The following is a 17,479-nucleotide window of genomic DNA, read 5'->3' on the forward strand; positions in this document are numbered from 1 at the left end:
GCTATAATTGATTTACCTTTTTCTCGAAATTAGGACCCAATTCATACAAACTGGATAGTAATTCTTCCTTAATAGGTTTCGTTTTGAGCGCTAAATTATTTGATTTGTAAATCATTGCTAAGTGGTATTGCACCTTTGGTTCAAAGGATTTTCCAACCACATGATTTTGAGCAATTTCTAATGCTTTTTTATTTTTGCCCACATTTAAATATGCCCAAGCTAATAAATCATAGGAATCTGCAGTGGGTCTGTGGTCTACTTCAATTTTAGCAATTTCTAATGCTTTTTGAGCGGTTTGTTTGTCGTCAGCGTAAATCAAAGCATTGTATTTGTTATACATTGCACCATAATTATTCTTTTCCATCATAGAAAAATAGGCATTTCTGTTTTTTACTTCCTCACTTTTATTACCTTCAAATTGGGCAATTTGTGATTTTAATAAATAAAAATCAGGGGTTTTGTGATTGGCAGCAATAGCATCAATAATTCTGTTGGCCTCGTTTACATTTCTTTCTTTAGAAAAGACAATCCACGCAATTCCTTTTAAAGCATAGGAATAATTAGAATCTAATGCTAATGTTTTCAGGTAACTGTCATATGATTCCTGAATTCTTCCAGCATGACCGTAAAAATCTCCAAGATTAGAATACGACCAGATTTTTAATACTTTATTATTTTCTTTTTCAGCAATATCTCTAGCCTTTTCCATGAAAGTAATCGCCGTTTCTAAATCGCCTTTGTGATCATTCCATTTAGCCAGACGAATCAAATAATCAAAACTATTCATGTCTCTTATGGCATTCAAGTTATTAACCGCTTCAGGATAATTTCCTAATTCCATTTGAACGTCAAAAAGTAATTTTTTGGTTTCTTTTTTACCCTCACCTATTGCTAATGCTTTATTTGCAAGTTCCAAAGCTTCCTTAAAACGGTGTTGCGAAATATAATTTCTTGCCAAAGATCGAATAGTTGAAACCCTAGAATAATCATAGGCTTCATTTGATTTTGTTAATAGATCTTCCGATTTATATAAGTTTTTGATAGCACCAGTATATTCAAAAAGTGTGTTATAGTTAGCAGCAAGTTGACTTAAATAACTGATTTGGTTTGGAGCAGCATCGTACTTTTTTTGCCAAAAATCAATTTCCTGATGAGCAAAAGTCAATGATTTATTGTCTTTTAAACTCAAATATTTATTATAGTCTTCCGTATTTGTAATTTGTTCTGATTTAGTCTCGCAACCGAATATGAATAGGATTGTGAAAACTAAAAATGATATTGTTTTTAAAGTTTTCATACTCTAATTGTTTTGTTTGTTTGTTTGTTTGTTTAATAAAAAAAAACAGAGCGAAAATTGTTTCAAACGCTCTGTTTTTTTTGAGGAAATACTACCAAGCAGAAGCTAAGTAAGGGAAAGTTGATCCAAATGCTTTATCATTTGAGTTTACATTATCTGAAGTAAGCCCAGGATTAGAAGTTCCCGCTGGCCCACCAAAAATTAATAATAATTCCACATCAATTACGTCATCTGCCAAAGCTCTTCCTGTCAAAACGTTGGTTCCGTCAAAGAAAGTTGTTGGTGCAGTTTTAGACACTCCTAATACATCTGTTGCCAAAAGACCAGTCAGCTGAGCAGCCGTTTGACCTAAAGCATTTGTAGTGTAGGCAGGATTCAAAGCCAATAATCTGGTTTGAAAAATAGATTGGTATTTAGCTCCCATTGCTGATGGAATTGCCGCATTAAAATCATCTTTTGGAGATCCTGAAGCAATAAAAACGGTATTTATCGCTGGTCTGGCCATTTGATCTTGCTGAACAAAAGTTCCGGTGAAGTCAACCATTGTTTCAGAAACAGAATCTGAATCATTGTTATCACAATTTACTGAAACAACTGCAGCTATCAGCGCGATTGTTATAATTTTGAATTTATTTGTTTTATTCATGATGTTTATATTTTAAGTTTTTCCGAAACCGTTAATCTCCGATTTCATGTTTTTGCTTTTTTAAATAAAATTAATTATTGTTTTTTCTTAGTTTCAGCCCAAACACCAACAGCACTTGATGAACCCAACATTGATTTTGGAACCTCAACTACAATAGACATAACATTAGTACCTGCAAATGTGTCTGTTCCTGGGTTGCTAAATCCTGTGGCCGTTCCGCCAAGAATTGCTTGAAATCGACCTAAATCAAAAAAGAAAGGATCGTCTCTTGGTCCTGCAAAAAATTTCATTCCGTTTTGTTCCGCTGTCAAAGCTGCCGTACCATATTGAGATATGGTAACACTACCTGAAGCTGCTGCGGTTTTAACTGTACTTGTAGTTCCAGTTGTTCCTGGAGCAACTGGTCCAAAGAAATACATTTTGTCGTCTCTCTTAATTGCCTGAATCACCAAATCTTCTACATTATCACCATTGTTATCAATGTTAATTTCGATCATTATATTTTCATCGAACTTTGCAGCAGCTGTCGCATTTGGACTTAGCAAGCCTTGCGTGTTTACCGCAAACACTAAATTATTAGTGTTTTGCCCTTGAAAAGCATATACGTCAGTAATATCATTTGCACCACCAGATGCTGTAGCAGGAGCATCGATGTGATCTGCAGCTACTAAAATTAAGCCTGAAACCGCCACTAGCGATAGACCCAAAATCATTTTTGTTTTTTTCATTTTGTTATGTATTTAAAAGGTTATACAGTCATTTACGGGAATGGATTTGTTTTGGTTTTAAAAACGACACTAAAAAATCAAATTATTTTTTAAATAATTGATAATCAATATTTTAATATCTTAAAAAAAATCAATTTTTTTTTATTTCTATTTTTTTATTACCTAGATATTCATAAAATCAATTATTTGTAAATAAGAATGTATAAGTTTGTAATCGTTAAATAGTAAAATATGAGTCAAGAAGAATTATTAGTATTAATTTATAAGAAGGACGAAAGGGCATTTACACATCTATATGATATGTATTCCAAAAGTTTATTTTCAGTTATCAATGTTTTGGTAAAAAACAGAGAAGAAGCAGAAGATGTGCTTCAGGAAGTATTTGTAAAAATTTGGAAGAATATTGATTCTTACCATGAGAGCAAAGGAAGATTCTATACTTGGATTCTGAATATTGCCAGAAACACTTCTATTGATAAGTTGCGTTCCAAGAATTTTAATAATAGTCAAAAAAACCTTTCTACAGATAATTTCGTAAATCACTTTGAAGACAGTTCTAAACTGGTTGACAAAATGGATACTATAGGTTTACAGGATTTTGTAAAAAGGCTGAAACCAAAATGTATTCAAATAATTGATTTACTGTTTTTCAAAGGCTATACCCAGCAGGAAGCTTCGGATGAATTAGAAATTCCTTTAGGAACAGTAAAAACCCATAATCGAAATTGTATTAATGATTTAAGAAATTATTTGAAAGTATAATGGAAACAAAAGAATATATAGAATCAGGAATTCTGGAACTTTATGTATACGGTTTACTAAGTGAACCCGAAAATGAAGAAGTTGCTACTATGGCAAAAAATAATCCGGACATTAACAACGAAATTATAGCGATTGAAAAAGCTATTGTTGCTTTATCGTCAAGCTTTTCACCGTTTCATTCTGTTGCCAATTATGAAAAAATTAAGGCTAAACTTGAACTCAAACATGCGGAAGTCATACAATTAGAACCTTCTAAAAATTGGTCACAATACGTTGGTTGGGCTGCAGCTATGTTGTTATTAGTTGGTATTGGATATCAGTACAATCAATTGAATGAAACTACTACGCAAGTTGCCAATACTGAAATTGAAAAAGCCAAACTGGAGAAAGAATTTAATGTCTTAAAATTAAAAAACACAGCTAACGAAACGAGTTTAGCAGTAGTGAGAGACACTAAAAATACGGTTGTCGCACTTGGTGGACAAGCAGTTGCTCCTGAATCTTCAGCTAAAGTATATTGGAATCAAGACACCAAGGTTGTTTATATTGATGCTTCAGGTCTACCAGAACCACCGGAAGGAATGGTGTATCAGGTTTGGGCATTGAAATTAAGCCCATTGACTCCTACCAGCATTGGATTATTGGAAGATTTTGATGTAAATGAGCAAAAATTATTTGCTGTAAATAATGCTAATGAAGCCGAAGCTTTCGCTATTACACTAGAACCGCAAGGAGGTAGTTTAGCTCCTACCATGGAACAATTATATACGTTAGGAAAAGTGTAAAAAACTCTTTTTTTAGAAACTAAAAAAGGTTCAACTGCAAGTTGAACCTTTTTTTATTATCAAACTGTCCCGTCCTGAAATAGCGATACACAAAAAGTATCCTAATGGAAAAACATGAAGAAACACGCTATGTGAAGCGAACTCAAAAAGATTACTCAATGTCTTTTAAGTTACAAATTGTTCAAGAAATCGAGCGAGGCCAACTCACAGTTACAGAAACTGCAAAGACGTATGGCATTCAAAATAGAACAACTGTTGTTAATTGGCTTAAAAAATTCGGTAACTTTGATTGGGAAAATCAAACACCATTTACTTTGTCAAAGTCGCCAGAACAAAAGATAATGGAGCTTGAAGCCAAAGTAAAACTTCTAGAGAAACAGAAGTCATTTTTGGAACGACAAGCCTTTGTTGCAGATAAAAAAGCAATCATTTTTGATATGATGATCGATATCGCAGAAGAAGAATATAAAATTGACATACGAAAAAACTCTCCACCCGAACAATCGACCATTTTAAACACAAAGAACAGCAAACAATAATGTTCGCCTGTAATTTGTTCGGGATAGACAGACCCGTTTATTATCGAAGAATTAAAAGAAAAATCAACAAGGAAGCTAAAGCAATTGAAGTAGTTTCGATGATTCATCAAGTTAGGCAATTAATGCCTAGGCTTGGTGGCAAGAAATCATATCACATATTAATGGACGATCTTAAATCAATGAAAATTGGAAGAGATAAATTATTTGATATACTTAGGGCTAATCATTTATTGATACAAGCAAAACGTAGTTATCATGTAACCACTAATTCTCATCATCGATTTAGAAAACATCGAAATCAAATTCTTGACTTAGAAATAAACAGGCCTGACCAAGTTTGGGTTTCAGACATAACATATATCGGAAAACGAGAAAAACCGTGTTATTTGAGTATTGTTACAGATGCCTATTCTAAGAAAATTATGGGGTATTATGTTGCTGAAAATATGAATACAGAAAGCAGTGTTAAGACTCTTAATATGGCTATAAAGCAGAGAAAAAACAATGAAATACCATTGATTCATCATTCAGATAGAGGACTGCAGTATTGCGCAAATGATTACCAAAATACTCTAAGTAAAAATAGGATCCTTCCAAGTATGACGCAAAACTCTGATCCCTATGAAAATGCTGTAGCTGAAAGAATAAACGGAATATTAAAACAGGAATTTATGATTGATAAATACCATCTAGATTTAAAAGTCATGAAGCAAATTGTGAAAGAATCAGTCGACATATACAATGAATTAAGACCTCATTATTCTAACTATATGCTTACTCCAAACAAAATGCACTTACAAAATCAAATTAAAATGAGAACATACAAAACAAAAAACACTTGCAAAAAAGTTTTTGCAAGTGTTTAATTAAATATTTTTGTCTAATAATCTGTATCGGTTATTTAGGACGAGACACCTAAATAACTATTATTTTTTATAATACTTCTTATATTTTGGATAAGAAATTGCACCAAATAAAGTTATTACTCCAAGAGAATACCAAATCCAATTTAAGGAATGGGCTTCACCACTGGCGTAAGAATGCAATCCTACCAAGTGAAAATTCACGCCATAATACGTAAACAAAATAGATATAAAAGCAAACATGCTCATTAAATTGAAAATCCATTTTCCTCGTAAAGAAGGAACAAATCGAGCATGAATTACAAAAGCATAGACCATAATACTAATTAAGGCCCACGTTTCTTTTGGATCCCATCCCCAGTAACGTCCCCAACTTTCATTGGCCCATTGTCCTCCAAGGAAGTTTCCAATGGTTAGCATAATCAAACCAACCGTTAGAGCTAGTTCATTTATATAAGTGATTTCTTGAATATTCAAATCCATTTTGGCTTTGTTTTGTTCATTGGTAAACAAAATCAGCAATAACGAAACTGCGCCTAAAATCATTCCTAGTGCAAACGGCCCGTAACTGGCAACAATCACCGCTACGTGAATCATAAGCCAATACGAATTTAGTACCGGTTGTAAATTTGCAATTTCAGGATCAATCCAGTTCATGTAGGCTGCTGCCAAAATCATGGCAGTTACAAATGCTGATGAAGCTACAGTAAGTTTCGATTTTCTATCAAAAGCTAAACCAAAAAACATGGTTGCCCACGCAACATATATTATCGATTCATACGCATTACTCCATGGTGCATGTCCGGAAATAAACCATCTTGCAACTAACCCAAGGGTGTGTAATACAAATAAACCAATCACGACGATGTGCATAAAATTAACTAAATAATTCAACACTTTTCTATCCTTGAAGATTTGTAATATGGTAAAAAACAACATTAAAATAGAGGCAAAAATATACCAATACGGCAATTTCTTGAACACATCATATTGATTGTATAATACTTCTAAAGTAATTTTTTCTTCGGTTGGCCTAACTTTACTACCAAAGCGTTTTTGAAAACCATTGATACTCTCCAGCAATTCATCTGCAGTTTTGTAATCATTAGATGCAGAAGCATTCGATAAAGAACCAAAGTACAAAGGCAATACATTTTTAGTGTAGGTTGCTTCCATTCCTTTGAAACCAGCCTCATTCAGTTCTAAATAGGAAACCCATTTATTATTTTTATCTTCTGGAATTGGAAAAATTTTCAAGATTCTTCCGCTTAGGGCTGATTCCATAAGATTTACTTTCTTATCCGTCTCGATAAAATCTTTTTCAAATTGGTTCGGATTAGCTGATTTGAACGCGTCACCTAAATATTTAGAAAGTTTGTAATTCCCTTTCTCATCAAAAAAGGATACAAAGGGAGCAAACTTTGCGTCCTTATCAATTCCTATAATTTTTCGAATACTATCATTTCCGCTTTTGATATAAATAATTGGAATTTCGATCCAATAACTGGCGTATTGTGTCATGGACAAAAAGACCTGATCAGAATTCATTCCTTTATAAGAATCATCATGACTTACTTTTCTCAATAATTCCGATGAAAAGGTGTTAATTGGCTTCATCCTCCCACCACCATCTTGAATAACTAATCGACCAAATTTTGCTGCATGTTCTTCTGGCACTTTAAATTTAGTAATTAAATCATTTAGTTCCTGTTGACTTAATGCTTTATTAGTATGGTCAGCATGTGTTGCTGCGGCGGCTGCTGGTGCTGCTTCGGCTTCTGAATGAGCATGCCCTTCATGATCTGCATGGTCGTGTTCTTGTTCTTGAGCGAAACTGCTGAAACTCAATAATAGCATTAAAATTGTCAATAATTTAGCTTTTTTGGTTTTGACAATCTCTAGTTTGCGTTTGATATCCGCAAAACGAGAATATTTAGTAAACATAATTGCCATCATTGCAAAATACAACATAAAGTACCCAATATAAGTTAGTGTAGTTCCCCAAAAATCATGGTTTACAGATAGAATTGTTCCTTTTTCATCTGGATCAAAACCGGATTGAAAGAAACGATAACCATCGTGATCTAAAACATTGTTCATATAAATTCTGGCATCATAAGGTTCTTTATCCTCAACAGTAACTTGACTTTCAAAAGAAGAATAACTTTTCTCCGTTCCTGGATATTTCTGTGCAATAAAGTCATTCAATTTTATCTTAAAAGGTAGAACATACGCTTTGCTTCCATAGAAAAAACTATAATCAATATTTCCTATTTTCACCGTACTGACATCTCCTAATTTACCTTTAGAACCTAAAACGGTAACTGTTTTTTCTTGTCCTTCAGCAGTTATTTTTACGGTTAATGCATCTTCCTGATTTTTAGCTTTAAAATCATTTTTAGATTCATAATCAATAATTCCTTTTACCGCAACATCTGGAAATACAAATCGCATTTCGCCAATGCTGTACAAGGATCGCATCATCAATGGTTGTGCGGCATCCTTTGTAACTTTTCCTTGCAATTTATCTGCCATTCGCATATAATTCCCTTCAAATGGTGTTTGAATCGTGTATGCAGTTCCCTTAGTATTAATATTTATAGCGCCTTGTGTTTCCTTGTTTAAGGCAAATAACACATTGTGAATATTTTGTACTTCTCCATCCTTTAGGAAATGTTCTTCACGACCGCCATCCCCAGCTTCCACTAATTTTAAGTATAAAATTCCTTTTGGATCTGGTTTTATATACTCTTTGGCTCCCATGATAAAATTTTCATAGTTCACCTCAAATGGAGTATCTGCAAATTTTCCTGAAATGCTGAAATTATTATTTGTTGCCGGAGATAACAGAACTTTCTTTTCAAAAGTTCTTCGCTTCATTTCTCCGTTATAATCTCCATCGACAAATACAGTCAGAAAGGTTTTATCTGAAAAAACTTGATTTTCCGCGGCGCCTTCGCGAATGGGCATCATTCCTTCATAACTGATATATCGCGTTACAAAAGCACCAGCAATGATAAAAATAAAAGACAAATGAAGCAATAAAGTAGCCCATTTTTCTTTTTTCAAAAGTTGGTATCGCTTAATATTACCAATGAAATTAATCATAAAAAACACATGAATTGCTTCAAACCACCATGCATTATAAACTAAAATTTTTGCAGTATCAGTGTTGTATTTACTTTCGATAAAAGTTCCTGTAGCCATGGCAGCGGCATAGGAAATAAATAAAAGAGCCATTAAACGTGTAGAAAACAAAAAAGAAAATATTTTTTTATCCATTTTTATGGGATTATGTTTTGTAAAAGTGCCACAAAAGTACTTAAAAATCTTGACTTCTATATTTGTACTTTTGTTAATTTAAACTAAAAATAAGCTTTTGTGGTAAAGCCTAAAAAGTCTTTATCAGAACAAAATTGGTATTTTTTAGCAGCATAAATTTAGAATAAAACTCTTAATATTTTTTTGCTATTTTTACCCCATGATCAAAGTAGTTATTATTGGTTCTGGAAATGTGGCGCAGCACTTGATTGCAGCATTTCAAAATTCCCAAAAATCAGGGACAGAAATAGAATTAGTTCAAGTATATTCCCGCCACGCAAGAAGTGTTTCCCACCTTATTGACTTAGAAAAAATCACTGCTGATTTCAGTACTTTAGCAGAAGCTGATGTTTATATAATTTCAGTTACAGACGATGCCATTGCCGAGGTTTCCTCTAGTCTTCTGTTCAAGAATCGTTTAGTGGTGCACACTTCTGGAAGTGTTTCTTTGAATGCAATGAACGAAAATAATCGAAGAGGTGTTTTTTATCCTTTGCAAACTTTTACAAAGAACAAAGCAGTTGACTTCAAAACTATTCCTATTTGTTTAGAGAGTGAGAATGGAACGGATTATCAATTATTAGATCGAGTGGCCAAATCCATAACTGAAAAAGTTTTTGCAATCAATTCACAGCAACGGAAAGCACTTCATGTTGCAGCTGTTTTTGTCAATAATTTTACTAATCATTTGTACCAATTAGGTCAGGAAATTTGTAGAGAAAATCAAGTTTCGTTTGAAATTCTTAAACCCTTGATTGCAGAAACAGTCCAAAAAATAATGGTACTTTCGCCCCAAGAAGCGCAAACTGGTCCTGCAAGCCGCAATGATACTGCCACTATTGAAGCTCATGAAGCTTTTTTAGCTGAAGGAAATCATTTGAATATATATAAAATACTAACTCAATCAATACAAGAAAATGGCAAAAAGTTATAAAGAAATTATGAATGACATTACTACTTTTATATTTGACGTAGATGGTGTCCTAACTGATAGTTCTGTTTTTGTAACTAATGAAGGAGAGATTCTGCGTACCATGAATATTCGAGATGGTTATGCTATGAAAGCAGCTGTAGAAAGTGGATATAATGTATGTATTATTTCTGGTGGAAGCAACGAAGGCGTTCGCATCAGACTAAGAAATCTGGGAATCACCGATATTTATTTGGGGACACCCGATAAAGTGGAAACCTTTGATGAATATACGGATGTGTATCAAATAAATCCGGAGCATGTTTTGTATATGGGCGATGATATCCCTGATTATCATGTGATGAAATTAGTAGGATTACCTACTTGTCCTCAAGATGCAAGCCCAGAAATTAAGGGTATTTGCCGCTATATTTCGCATAAAAACGGAGGAAAAGGTGCTGCCAGAGACGTTATTGAGCAAGTAATGAAAGCGCAAGGAAAATGGATGGCGCATTTTGACGGGAAACACGATTGATTAGTAATCAGTGGTCAGTTTTTAGTAATCAGTTGCAATGATTGTTAAAAAAGTAATTTAGTTCTATTTTTTTCTAAACACTGAATTTTCTATGAACCATATAAACTGATCCTTGAATATTAGATTCTCTAATCTGAACACGAAAAAACTGAACACTGAACACTAAATATGAAGTTCCTAAAACTCATTCGCTACCAAAACTTACTCCTGCTTGCTTTTATGCAACTTGTTTTTAGGTACGGATTTTTTAAAGTTCAGAATATTCCTTTGGCGTTAGCAGATTGGCAGTATGGATTATTGGTTGCAGCAACCGTATTGATCGCGGCAGGTGGTTATGTTATTAACGACATCTTTGACCAAAAAACAGATACAATCAACAAGCCTAATGCCGTTGTAATAGGCAAAAATATTTCGGAAACACAAGCTTATAATTTATACATCATATTAACCACACTTGGCGTAGCCATTGGTTTTTATTTATCAAATGTTATAGCAAAACCCAGTTTTGCCTCCATTTTTATTTTGATCGCAGCTACACTTTATCTGTATTCTACTAGTTTGAAACAAATGATGCTCATTGGCACTATTAGTATAGCATTGTTGCTTTCCTTTAGTGTGGTCATCATTGGTATTTTTGATTTATATCCCGCTACAGGAATAGACAATCAGCAGCAAATGGGATTGTTTTTTTCGATCCTGCTGGATTACGCTATTTTTGCTTTTATGATCAATCTACTTCGGGAAATTGTAAAAGATATCGAAGATACGGACGGTGATTACAATCAAGGGAAAAACACCTTACCTATTGCAATTGGAAAATCAAGAACTGCAAAAATTGTTTTCGGGTTGAGTTTTATCCCGTTGTTTTTTATCGTATATTATGTCAATAAATACTTGTTTGATTTATTGTTTGTAACATTATATATGCTTCTTTTTGTTGTAGGTCCATTGTTTTATTTCGTTTTGAAAATTTGGTCTGCAAAAACAAAAAGTGACTTCCATTTTTTGAGTTTGTTATTAAAATGGATATTGCTTTTTGGAATATTATCCATTATTGTTATTAGTTTAAATATAAAATATAATGCTTAGAAATAAATTAAAAAAATACACTCTTATTTTGGCTTCTGGTTCGCCAAGACGCCAACAATTCTTCAAAGATTTAGACTTGGATTTTGAGATCAGGTTGAAAGAAATTGAAGAAATTTATCCGTCAGAACTAAAAGCTCAAGAGATTACTAATTATTTGGCCATATTAAAATCCAGCGCTTTTGAAGGAGAATTAAACCCAAATGAAATTTTGATTACCAGCGACACCATTGTCTGGCACAATCAAAAAGCTTTGGGTAAACCAAAAGACGAAAAAGAGGCTTTTGAAATCCTAAAATCGTTATCGAATACAACGCACGAAGTAATCACTTCTGTTTGTTTTAAAACAAATGAAAAAATAGTCGTTTTACATGAAATAACTAAAGTTACGTTCAATGAATTAAGCGAGGAATCGATTCGTTATTACTTAGAAAAGTACAAACCTTACGACAAAGCTGGTGCGTATGGCATTCAAGAATGGATTGGTTTTATAGGTGTTTCAAAAATTGAGGGTTCTTATGCTAATGTTATGGGAATGCCAACGGATAAAGTGTATGAATATTTGAATAATTTAGCTTAATCATTGTATGGAAATGTCATTGCTACACGAATATAACCGGGAATTAATTGCAACCGGAGTCATACTGATTTTGTTAGTTTTATTGCGAATAATTGCCACTAAACTAGTAAGACGATATGCAAAATCAAACCAAAAGCTGGAACACCGAACTAATTTAGTCATTAAATACTTTCATTTATTTATTAATATTATCGCCGTTATAGCTGCTATAATTATTTGGGGTGTTCAGACAAAAGACATTACTATAGCCCTTTCCTCTGTTACCACAGTTGTTGGCGTGGCCATGTTTGCCCAATGGTCAATTTTGAGTAATATTACCTCTGGTATAATTTTGTTTTTTTCTTTTCCGTTTAAAATTGGAGACATCATCAAAATTCATGACAAAGATTTTCCAATCGAAGCTCAAATAGAGGATATTGGGGCTTTTCATGTATATTTGAAAACCACTAATGACGAAAAAATAATCTATCCAAATACGTTACTGTTGCAAAAGGGAATTTCAATTATAAACAATTACGAAAATCAAAGTGGATTCATGGATTAATCATTTTTAGCAAAACGAAGGATTATCAGTAAACAAAACTTGCTATTGAAGTGGAAATTATATAACTATTGCAAAATAAAGTGTAATGTAAAATTTTTCAAATAGTAGATATTTGTCGATTACGAATAGCTACTTATAATTCAATTATTCTTATGTTAGACAAAAAATAAAAACAACATGAATGAAATCTTAAAATTTCCCTTTTATGCTAAGCTAACGCTCATTCTACTGAGTCTGATTGCTATTATTTTTATTTTTTATATCGGTCAGGATATATTGGTTCCTGTTATGATGTCTTTTTTGTTTGCAATATTATTGTACCCCATAGTTCAGTTTTTAAAATCAAAACTTTACTTTCCGCATGTTTTGGCCGTTATGGTTTCCGTACTTCTTTTTGTATTACTTATTTTAGGTCTTTTCGTATTTCTATCCTTTCAGATAAGTGATTTTGCTAACGATTATGACAAAATTGAAAGAAATATAGATATTCATTTCAACAATATCCAACGCTTTTTAAGTCAAAATTTTCACTTGAGTTCTTGGGAACAAAAAAAATATATTGATACTGCCACCGAAGATTCAATGGAAAAAGGCAAGGAAATCATTGGTACCACCCTAATGTCATTTACCGATACATTATTAAATTTGACTTTGATCCCTATTTATACTTTTTTGATACTACTGTACAGAACTCATTTCTTGTTGTTTTTGTCAAAATTATTTAAAGAAGAGGATCATGAACAATTGAAAAATATTTTGTCAAATATTAGAGTTGCGATAAACAGTTATATCGTAGGTTTGATCATCGAAACTATTTTAGTATCGGTAATGACTGTAGTAGGATTTATGCTTGTGGGAGTAAAATACGCAATTTTACTGGGAGTTATAACCGGAATTCTGAATCTAATTCCTTATATTGGAATCCTTTTTGCAGGTATTTTAAGCATCATTGCGTCTCTTACAGGGTCCCCGGATTTATCGATTATTGTTGGTGTAATTGCCGTTACCATCATTGTTCAATTAGTAGATAATAATATCCTTGTTCCAATGATTGTAAGCTCTAAAGTAGAAATAAATGCTTTTATCTCCATTATAGGAATAATAGTAGGAGGTGCAATTGCAGGAATTTCAGGAATGTTTTTAGCATTGCCGGTCATTGCAGTCCTCAAAGTTATTTTTGACCGAATAGAATCCCTTAAACCGTGGGGCTATTTGATGGGCGATCATTTACCCAAAACATACACTTGGCACAGCATCAAATTACCGCTTTTTAATTCTGAAATATCATCTAAAAAAACCATTATCAAAACGGATTATATTGCACCTCTTTTTACAGAAACTACCACTGAAAATAATACAGAAAACAAAGCAAACACGGCTGCCAATAACACAAGTGACTCCGTTTAGACGACTCCCTTTTTTGTAACTTTTATTCCTTATTTTTGCTAATTCCTCAAATCAATATTTTTGTAATGTTAAAAAAACAAAAGCTGATTGTTCTCCTCTTACTGTTTTGTTGCTACCAAATTTCATTTTCACAAGAAAACAAAAAGGAAAAAGATTCTTCTGCAGTTTATAAAAATATTCAAACGTATTCGACTAAAAATAAGGTTACCAAATTTATTCATAAATTAATTTTCAGACCTGTAGCTGTAAAGAAAATTAGAAAAAAAATTGTTCCTAAAAAATATGAAACTTTCGAGGGAAAAACTATCAGAAACATCAATATTGTTACTTTAGATCCTTTTGGATATTCCGAAATTGATTCTTCCAGAAATCCTAAAAATTGGGCAGAACGTATTGGAAACAGAATTCACATCAAAACTAAAAAAGTAACCATAAAAAACATTTTGTTAATAAAACGAAATACGCCTTTCGATTCCTTATTGGTAAAAGAATCAGAACGACTAGTAAGAACGCAAAGATACATTAGCCGTGTTGATGTAACCGCACAATTAACCCCTAGCAGTCAAGATTCAGTAGATGTTACTTTTAGGGTTTTAGATTCCTGGAGTACGATCCCAAAAGGGTCTCTTTCCAGTTCACGAGCGAGATTAGCGCTCATTAACCGTAATTTTTTAGGTACAGGTCATGAATTTGAAAATGAATTTAGAAACAGATTCAGCGATGGCAAAAATGCGTACGGACTAACCTACAGCATTCCAAATATAAGAAATACGTTTATTCAAACTAGACTAAATTATCGTATTGATTTAGAAAATTATTACAGCAAAAGTCTTATTATTGATCGTCCCTTTTACTCTGCTTTTACAAAATGGGCTGGCGGAATAGCGGTAGAACAACACTTTAGAAAAGATACACTTCCAGATTCAAATTTGGTTTTTGAATATCAGAATTTCAAATACAATTCACAGGATTTGTGGTTTGCGCATGCTTTTCCAGTTTTTAAAGGCAAAAAAGAAAGTCAACGCACGACAAATTTGATACTCGCAGGTCGTTTTTTAAATATAAAATACCTAGAAAGTCCAACGATTCAGTATGACGCAACCAACTTTTATTCCAGTGAAAAGCTTTCACTTTTTGGGATTGGAATAAGTTCCCGTAAATTCGTGCAAGACAACTATATTTTCAAAAACGGAATTATAGAGGATGTTCCCATTGGAAAAATATACAGCATTACTTCTGGCTATCAATATAAAAATCATTTGGGTCGCTTTTATTTGGGAGCTCGCGCTGCGTTTGGAAATTACTATAAGTGGGGCTTTTTGAGTGCTAATGTAGAGTTGGGAACTTTTTTTGAAAAGTCAGTTACACAGCGAACTGCTTTTACTTTTCAAGCAAATTATTTTACAAATTTGATGAGTGTAGGAAAATGGAAATGGAGACAGTTCATAAAACCGCAATTAATTCTTGGTAGCAACCGCGTCAATATTATTGGCGATCAACTCAATATTAATGAAAATTATGGGCTTAGAGGTTTTAATAGTGCGCAATATGGCACTAAAAAATTAATGCTAACACTTCAAACGCAAGCTTACGCGCCTTGGGATCTTTGGGGATTTAGAGTGAATCCTTATATTAATTATTCAATTGCCCTATTGGGAAATTCCAGAGAGAGATTAGCGGAAAACAAAGCCTATTCAAAAATTGGTATTGGATGCATTATCAATAATGATTTTCTAGTTTTTAGTGCGTTCCAAATTTCTCTTTCCTACTACCCTACGATTCCGGGCAATGGGGAAAACATTTTCAAAACAAATGCAATTGAAACAACTGACTTTGGTTTTCAAGATTTTGAGTTAGCAAAACCGCGTACCGTAATTTACAGATAACTGCTTTTATTTAGCATTACATGTGGTTTTTAACTACAATTAGTAGCGGTTCCTAAACGAAATACAAATAGTTAAGACACTATAAAAAAGATAGTTATATTCAAAAATAATCTATAAAAACCTATTAAAGTCAAGGTCTCGAACTATAATGAATAAGAGTGTGAATTATATAATTTAATACCACAATTTTATAAGAAAAAAATATGTAATATTGTTTACTTTTAAATTGTTAAAAATTTTAACTAAAACCCCAACGAAATGAAAAAAGTTACCTTTTATTTAATGATGCTAGTTTTATCAATTAGTGTTATGCCAACTCAAATGTTAGCAGCAGAAAAAAATCCAATTGCAGTTTCTAATACCCCAAAAGAGGTTCCTGCTGAAGTAAAAGTATTGCTTAATCGTCTAGACGAGATAAAAGCAATGGACAAATCTGAATTAAATTCAGTAGAGAAAAAAGAATTGCGTAAAGAAGTTCGTGCTATTAAAGCAGAATTAAAGTCTTCCGGTAATGGACTTTATTTATCTGTAGGCGCAATTATCATTATCATTCTTTTATTGATATTGTTATTGTAAATAAAATTCAAATTTTACAAAAAAAAGGAAATGATAATTCATTTCCTTTTTTTTTGCATGAAATCCAATGGGATCAAACAAACCATTTTGAGCTAGAATTTCATAGTTTTAGTGTGCAGTATTAAAGTATACGCGCTTGTTTCACGTATTTATTTGCTGCGAATTTTACAAATTATCCCGACTTAATTTATGAAGATTTGCATAATTAGGAATGCAGATTTGCAAATCTAAAGGATTAATTTGCAAGGATGTATACTTAGTGCGCCTTAGCTAAGCAATCCACTAATGCAGCATTGGAATAGTTATTGATACAGTAGTAAAAAAGTACAATTTTTTAAATATTTACAATTTATCACTTAAAAAAATAAAGATGAAAACATTAAAATTAATCGTTGCTGGAATAATTCTTTTAGTAACCAGCCAAGTGGCACAAGCGCAAGTTTCGGTAAATGTTAATTTAGGGAATCCGCCAGCTTGGGGACCAGCAGGATATTCTGCAGCAGAATATTATTACATTCCTGATGTTCAAGCCTATTATGATGTAAGAGCAACACAATTTATTTATTTTGGAAACGGAAAATGGAATCGTTCTAGAAACCTTCCTAACCAATATAGAAATTATGATTTATATAATGGCTACAAGGTAGTTTTGAATGATTATCACGGTTCAAGACCTTATGCTAACTTTAAAAATCATAAAGTAAAATACCGTAAAGGATACAAAGGAAGTCCTCAAAGAAACATTGGTGCAAGAAAAGTTATTATTCGTAAGGAGGTAAATAACCGTGGTAACAATCATTCCGATCATTCTAAAAAAGGAAAAGGAAATAAAGGACACGGTAACGGAAAGCAGTAATTCCTATTGTGGTTAACTAAAGAGTCTCTAAAAATGGAGACTCTTTTTTTTTGGAGAAAAACTGTTATTTGAATACATTTTTGGTTTTGGCACAGTTGTTGGATTATTTCAAAAAGAGAGCAAAAAAATGGTAATTCACATTTTTATTACTAATTAAA

General features: G+C 32.7%; 17 protein-coding genes. 13 read left to right on the forward strand and 4 right to left on the reverse strand.

Going from position 1 to position 17,479, the window contains the following annotated elements; all coding sequences use genetic code 11:
- Position 1 precedes the first annotated feature (1 nt).
- The 3 genes from ACEN2F_RS06500 to ACEN2F_RS06510 all read right to left on the reverse strand — a co-directional run bounded on the left by ACEN2F_RS06500 (position 2) and on the right by ACEN2F_RS06510 (position 2,671).
- Complete coding sequence (locus ACEN2F_RS06500; protein ID WP_441737136.1) at positions 2-1,297, reverse strand: tetratricopeptide repeat protein; 1,296 nt, start codon at positions 1,295-1,297, stop codon at positions 2-4.
- Positions 1,298-1,388: 91 nt separating this feature from the next.
- Entirely contained in the window at positions 1,389-1,943 is a 555-nt protein-coding gene (locus tag ACEN2F_RS06505) for a DUF4331 family protein (protein ID WP_441737138.1), read from the reverse strand.
- Positions 1,944-2,017: 74 nt separating this feature from the next.
- Positions 2,018-2,671 (reverse strand): DUF4331 family protein, encoded by a 654-nt coding sequence (locus tag ACEN2F_RS06510; protein ID WP_441737141.1) that lies wholly within the window; start codon positions 2,669-2,671, stop codon positions 2,018-2,020.
- 231 nt (positions 2,672-2,902) lie between these two features.
- Between ACEN2F_RS06510 and ACEN2F_RS06515 the strand changes: the two genes are divergently transcribed.
- The 4 genes from ACEN2F_RS06515 (at position 2,903) to ACEN2F_RS06530 (ending at position 5,623) form a co-directional block, all read left to right on the forward strand.
- On the forward strand, positions 2,903-3,433 hold the full coding sequence (locus ACEN2F_RS06515; protein WP_441737144.1) for an RNA polymerase sigma factor: 531 nt from the start codon (positions 2,903-2,905) through the stop codon (positions 3,431-3,433).
- Positions 3,433-4,218: an anti-sigma factor gene (locus ACEN2F_RS06520; RefSeq protein WP_441737146.1), complete on the forward strand. Its 786-nt coding sequence runs from the start codon at positions 3,433-3,435 to the stop codon at positions 4,216-4,218. The genes ACEN2F_RS06515 and ACEN2F_RS06520 overlap by 1 nt, the downstream gene beginning before the upstream one ends.
- 104 nt (positions 4,219-4,322) lie before the next feature.
- Positions 4,323-4,757, forward strand: coding sequence for a transposase (locus tag ACEN2F_RS06525; protein ID WP_441737148.1), 435 nt, complete (start codon positions 4,323-4,325; stop codon positions 4,755-4,757).
- Positions 4,757-5,623 (forward strand): IS3 family transposase, encoded by an 867-nt coding sequence (locus ACEN2F_RS06530; RefSeq protein WP_441737151.1) that lies wholly within the window; start codon positions 4,757-4,759, stop codon positions 5,621-5,623. The genes ACEN2F_RS06525 and ACEN2F_RS06530 overlap by 1 nt, the downstream gene beginning before the upstream one ends.
- A gap of 60 nt (positions 5,624-5,683) precedes the next feature.
- Here ACEN2F_RS06530 and ccsA read toward each other — a convergent pair whose 3' ends face one another.
- Positions 5,684-8,902 (reverse strand): cytochrome c biogenesis protein CcsA, encoded by a 3,219-nt coding sequence (gene ccsA, locus ACEN2F_RS06535; RefSeq protein ID WP_441737154.1) that lies wholly within the window; start codon positions 8,900-8,902, stop codon positions 5,684-5,686.
- Between the two features lie 199 nt (positions 8,903-9,101).
- Here ccsA and ACEN2F_RS06540 point away from each other — a divergent pair, with 199 nt between their 5' ends.
- The 9 genes from ACEN2F_RS06540 to ACEN2F_RS06580 all read left to right on the forward strand — a co-directional run bounded on the left by ACEN2F_RS06540 (position 9,102) and on the right by ACEN2F_RS06580 (position 17,321).
- Positions 9,102-9,875, forward strand: a complete 774-nt coding sequence (locus tag ACEN2F_RS06540; RefSeq protein ID WP_441737157.1) for a Rossmann-like and DUF2520 domain-containing protein — start codon at positions 9,102-9,104, stop codon at positions 9,873-9,875.
- Positions 9,859-10,386, forward strand: coding sequence for a KdsC family phosphatase (locus ACEN2F_RS06545; protein ID WP_441737160.1), 528 nt, complete (start codon positions 9,859-9,861; stop codon positions 10,384-10,386). The genes ACEN2F_RS06540 and ACEN2F_RS06545 overlap by 17 nt, the downstream gene beginning before the upstream one ends.
- A gap of 168 nt (positions 10,387-10,554) precedes the next feature.
- Positions 10,555-11,475, forward strand: coding sequence for a geranylgeranylglycerol-phosphate geranylgeranyltransferase (locus ACEN2F_RS06550; protein ID WP_441737163.1), 921 nt, complete (start codon positions 10,555-10,557; stop codon positions 11,473-11,475).
- Positions 11,468-12,052 (forward strand): Maf-like protein, encoded by a 585-nt coding sequence (locus ACEN2F_RS06555; protein ID WP_441737165.1) that lies wholly within the window; start codon positions 11,468-11,470, stop codon positions 12,050-12,052. Before ACEN2F_RS06550 ends, ACEN2F_RS06555 begins: the two co-directional genes overlap by 8 nt.
- A gap of 13 nt (positions 12,053-12,065) precedes the next feature.
- On the forward strand, positions 12,066-12,596 hold the full coding sequence (locus ACEN2F_RS06560) for a mechanosensitive ion channel domain-containing protein (protein ID WP_441737168.1): 531 nt from the start codon (positions 12,066-12,068) through the stop codon (positions 12,594-12,596).
- 177 nt (positions 12,597-12,773) lie between these two features.
- Positions 12,774-14,003 carry an AI-2E family transporter gene (locus ACEN2F_RS06565; protein ID WP_441737171.1) on the forward strand — a complete coding sequence of 410 codons (1,230 nt, stop codon included), beginning with the start codon at positions 12,774-12,776 and terminating at the stop codon, positions 14,001-14,003.
- 65 nt (positions 14,004-14,068) lie between these two features.
- A complete protein-coding gene (locus tag ACEN2F_RS06570; protein ID WP_441737174.1) occupies positions 14,069-15,889 on the forward strand; it encodes a hypothetical protein in 1,821 nt (606 codons plus the stop codon).
- 258 nt (positions 15,890-16,147) lie between these two features.
- On the forward strand, positions 16,148-16,465 hold the full coding sequence (locus ACEN2F_RS06575; RefSeq protein WP_441737177.1) for a hypothetical protein: 318 nt from the start codon (positions 16,148-16,150) through the stop codon (positions 16,463-16,465).
- A 370-nt stretch (positions 16,466-16,835) separates the two neighbouring features.
- Positions 16,836-17,321: a hypothetical protein gene (locus tag ACEN2F_RS06580; RefSeq protein WP_441737179.1), complete on the forward strand. Its 486-nt coding sequence runs from the start codon at positions 16,836-16,838 to the stop codon at positions 17,319-17,321.
- Positions 17,322-17,479 lie beyond the last annotated feature (158 nt).

The sequence above is a fragment of the Flavobacterium sp. W20_MBD1_R3 genome, from assembly GCF_052119725.1.
Lineage (GTDB): Bacteria > Bacteroidota > Bacteroidia > Flavobacteriales > Flavobacteriaceae > Flavobacterium.

Coding starts and splice junctions, on each gene's coding strand:
- ACEN2F_RS06555 (WP_441737165.1), top strand. CDS start 11,468: ATGCTTAGAAATAAATTAAAAAAATACACTCTTATTTTGGCTTCTGGT.
- ACEN2F_RS06570 (WP_441737174.1), top strand. CDS start 14,069: ATGTTAAAAAAACAAAAGCTGATTGTTCTCCTCTTACTGTTTTGTTGC.
- ACEN2F_RS06545 (WP_441737160.1), top strand. CDS start 9,859: ATGGCAAAAAGTTATAAAGAAATTATGAATGACATTACTACTTTTATA.
- ACEN2F_RS06515 (WP_441737144.1), top strand. CDS start 2,903: ATGAGTCAAGAAGAATTATTAGTATTAATTTATAAGAAGGACGAAAGG.
- ACEN2F_RS06510 (WP_441737141.1), bottom strand. CDS start 2,671: ATGAAAAAAACAAAAATGATTTTGGGTCTATCGCTAGTGGCGGTTTCA.
- ACEN2F_RS06525 (WP_441737148.1), top strand. CDS start 4,323: ATGGAAAAACATGAAGAAACACGCTATGTGAAGCGAACTCAAAAAGAT.
- ACEN2F_RS06540 (WP_441737157.1), top strand. CDS start 9,102: ATGATCAAAGTAGTTATTATTGGTTCTGGAAATGTGGCGCAGCACTTG.
- ACEN2F_RS06550 (WP_441737163.1), top strand. CDS start 10,555: ATGAAGTTCCTAAAACTCATTCGCTACCAAAACTTACTCCTGCTTGCT.
- ACEN2F_RS06520 (WP_441737146.1), top strand. CDS start 3,433: ATGGAAACAAAAGAATATATAGAATCAGGAATTCTGGAACTTTATGTA.
- ACEN2F_RS06565 (WP_441737171.1), top strand. CDS start 12,774: ATGAATGAAATCTTAAAATTTCCCTTTTATGCTAAGCTAACGCTCATT.
- ccsA (WP_441737154.1), bottom strand. CDS start 8,902: ATGGATAAAAAAATATTTTCTTTTTTGTTTTCTACACGTTTAATGGCT.
- ACEN2F_RS06530 (WP_441737151.1), top strand. CDS start 4,757: ATGTTCGCCTGTAATTTGTTCGGGATAGACAGACCCGTTTATTATCGA.
- ACEN2F_RS06500 (WP_441737136.1), bottom strand. CDS start 1,297: ATGAAAACTTTAAAAACAATATCATTTTTAGTTTTCACAATCCTATTC.
- ACEN2F_RS06575 (WP_441737177.1), top strand. CDS start 16,148: ATGAAAAAAGTTACCTTTTATTTAATGATGCTAGTTTTATCAATTAGT.
- ACEN2F_RS06560 (WP_441737168.1), top strand. CDS start 12,066: ATGTCATTGCTACACGAATATAACCGGGAATTAATTGCAACCGGAGTC.
- ACEN2F_RS06580 (WP_441737179.1), top strand. CDS start 16,836: ATGAAAACATTAAAATTAATCGTTGCTGGAATAATTCTTTTAGTAACC.
- ACEN2F_RS06505 (WP_441737138.1), bottom strand. CDS start 1,943: ATGAATAAAACAAATAAATTCAAAATTATAACAATCGCGCTGATAGCT.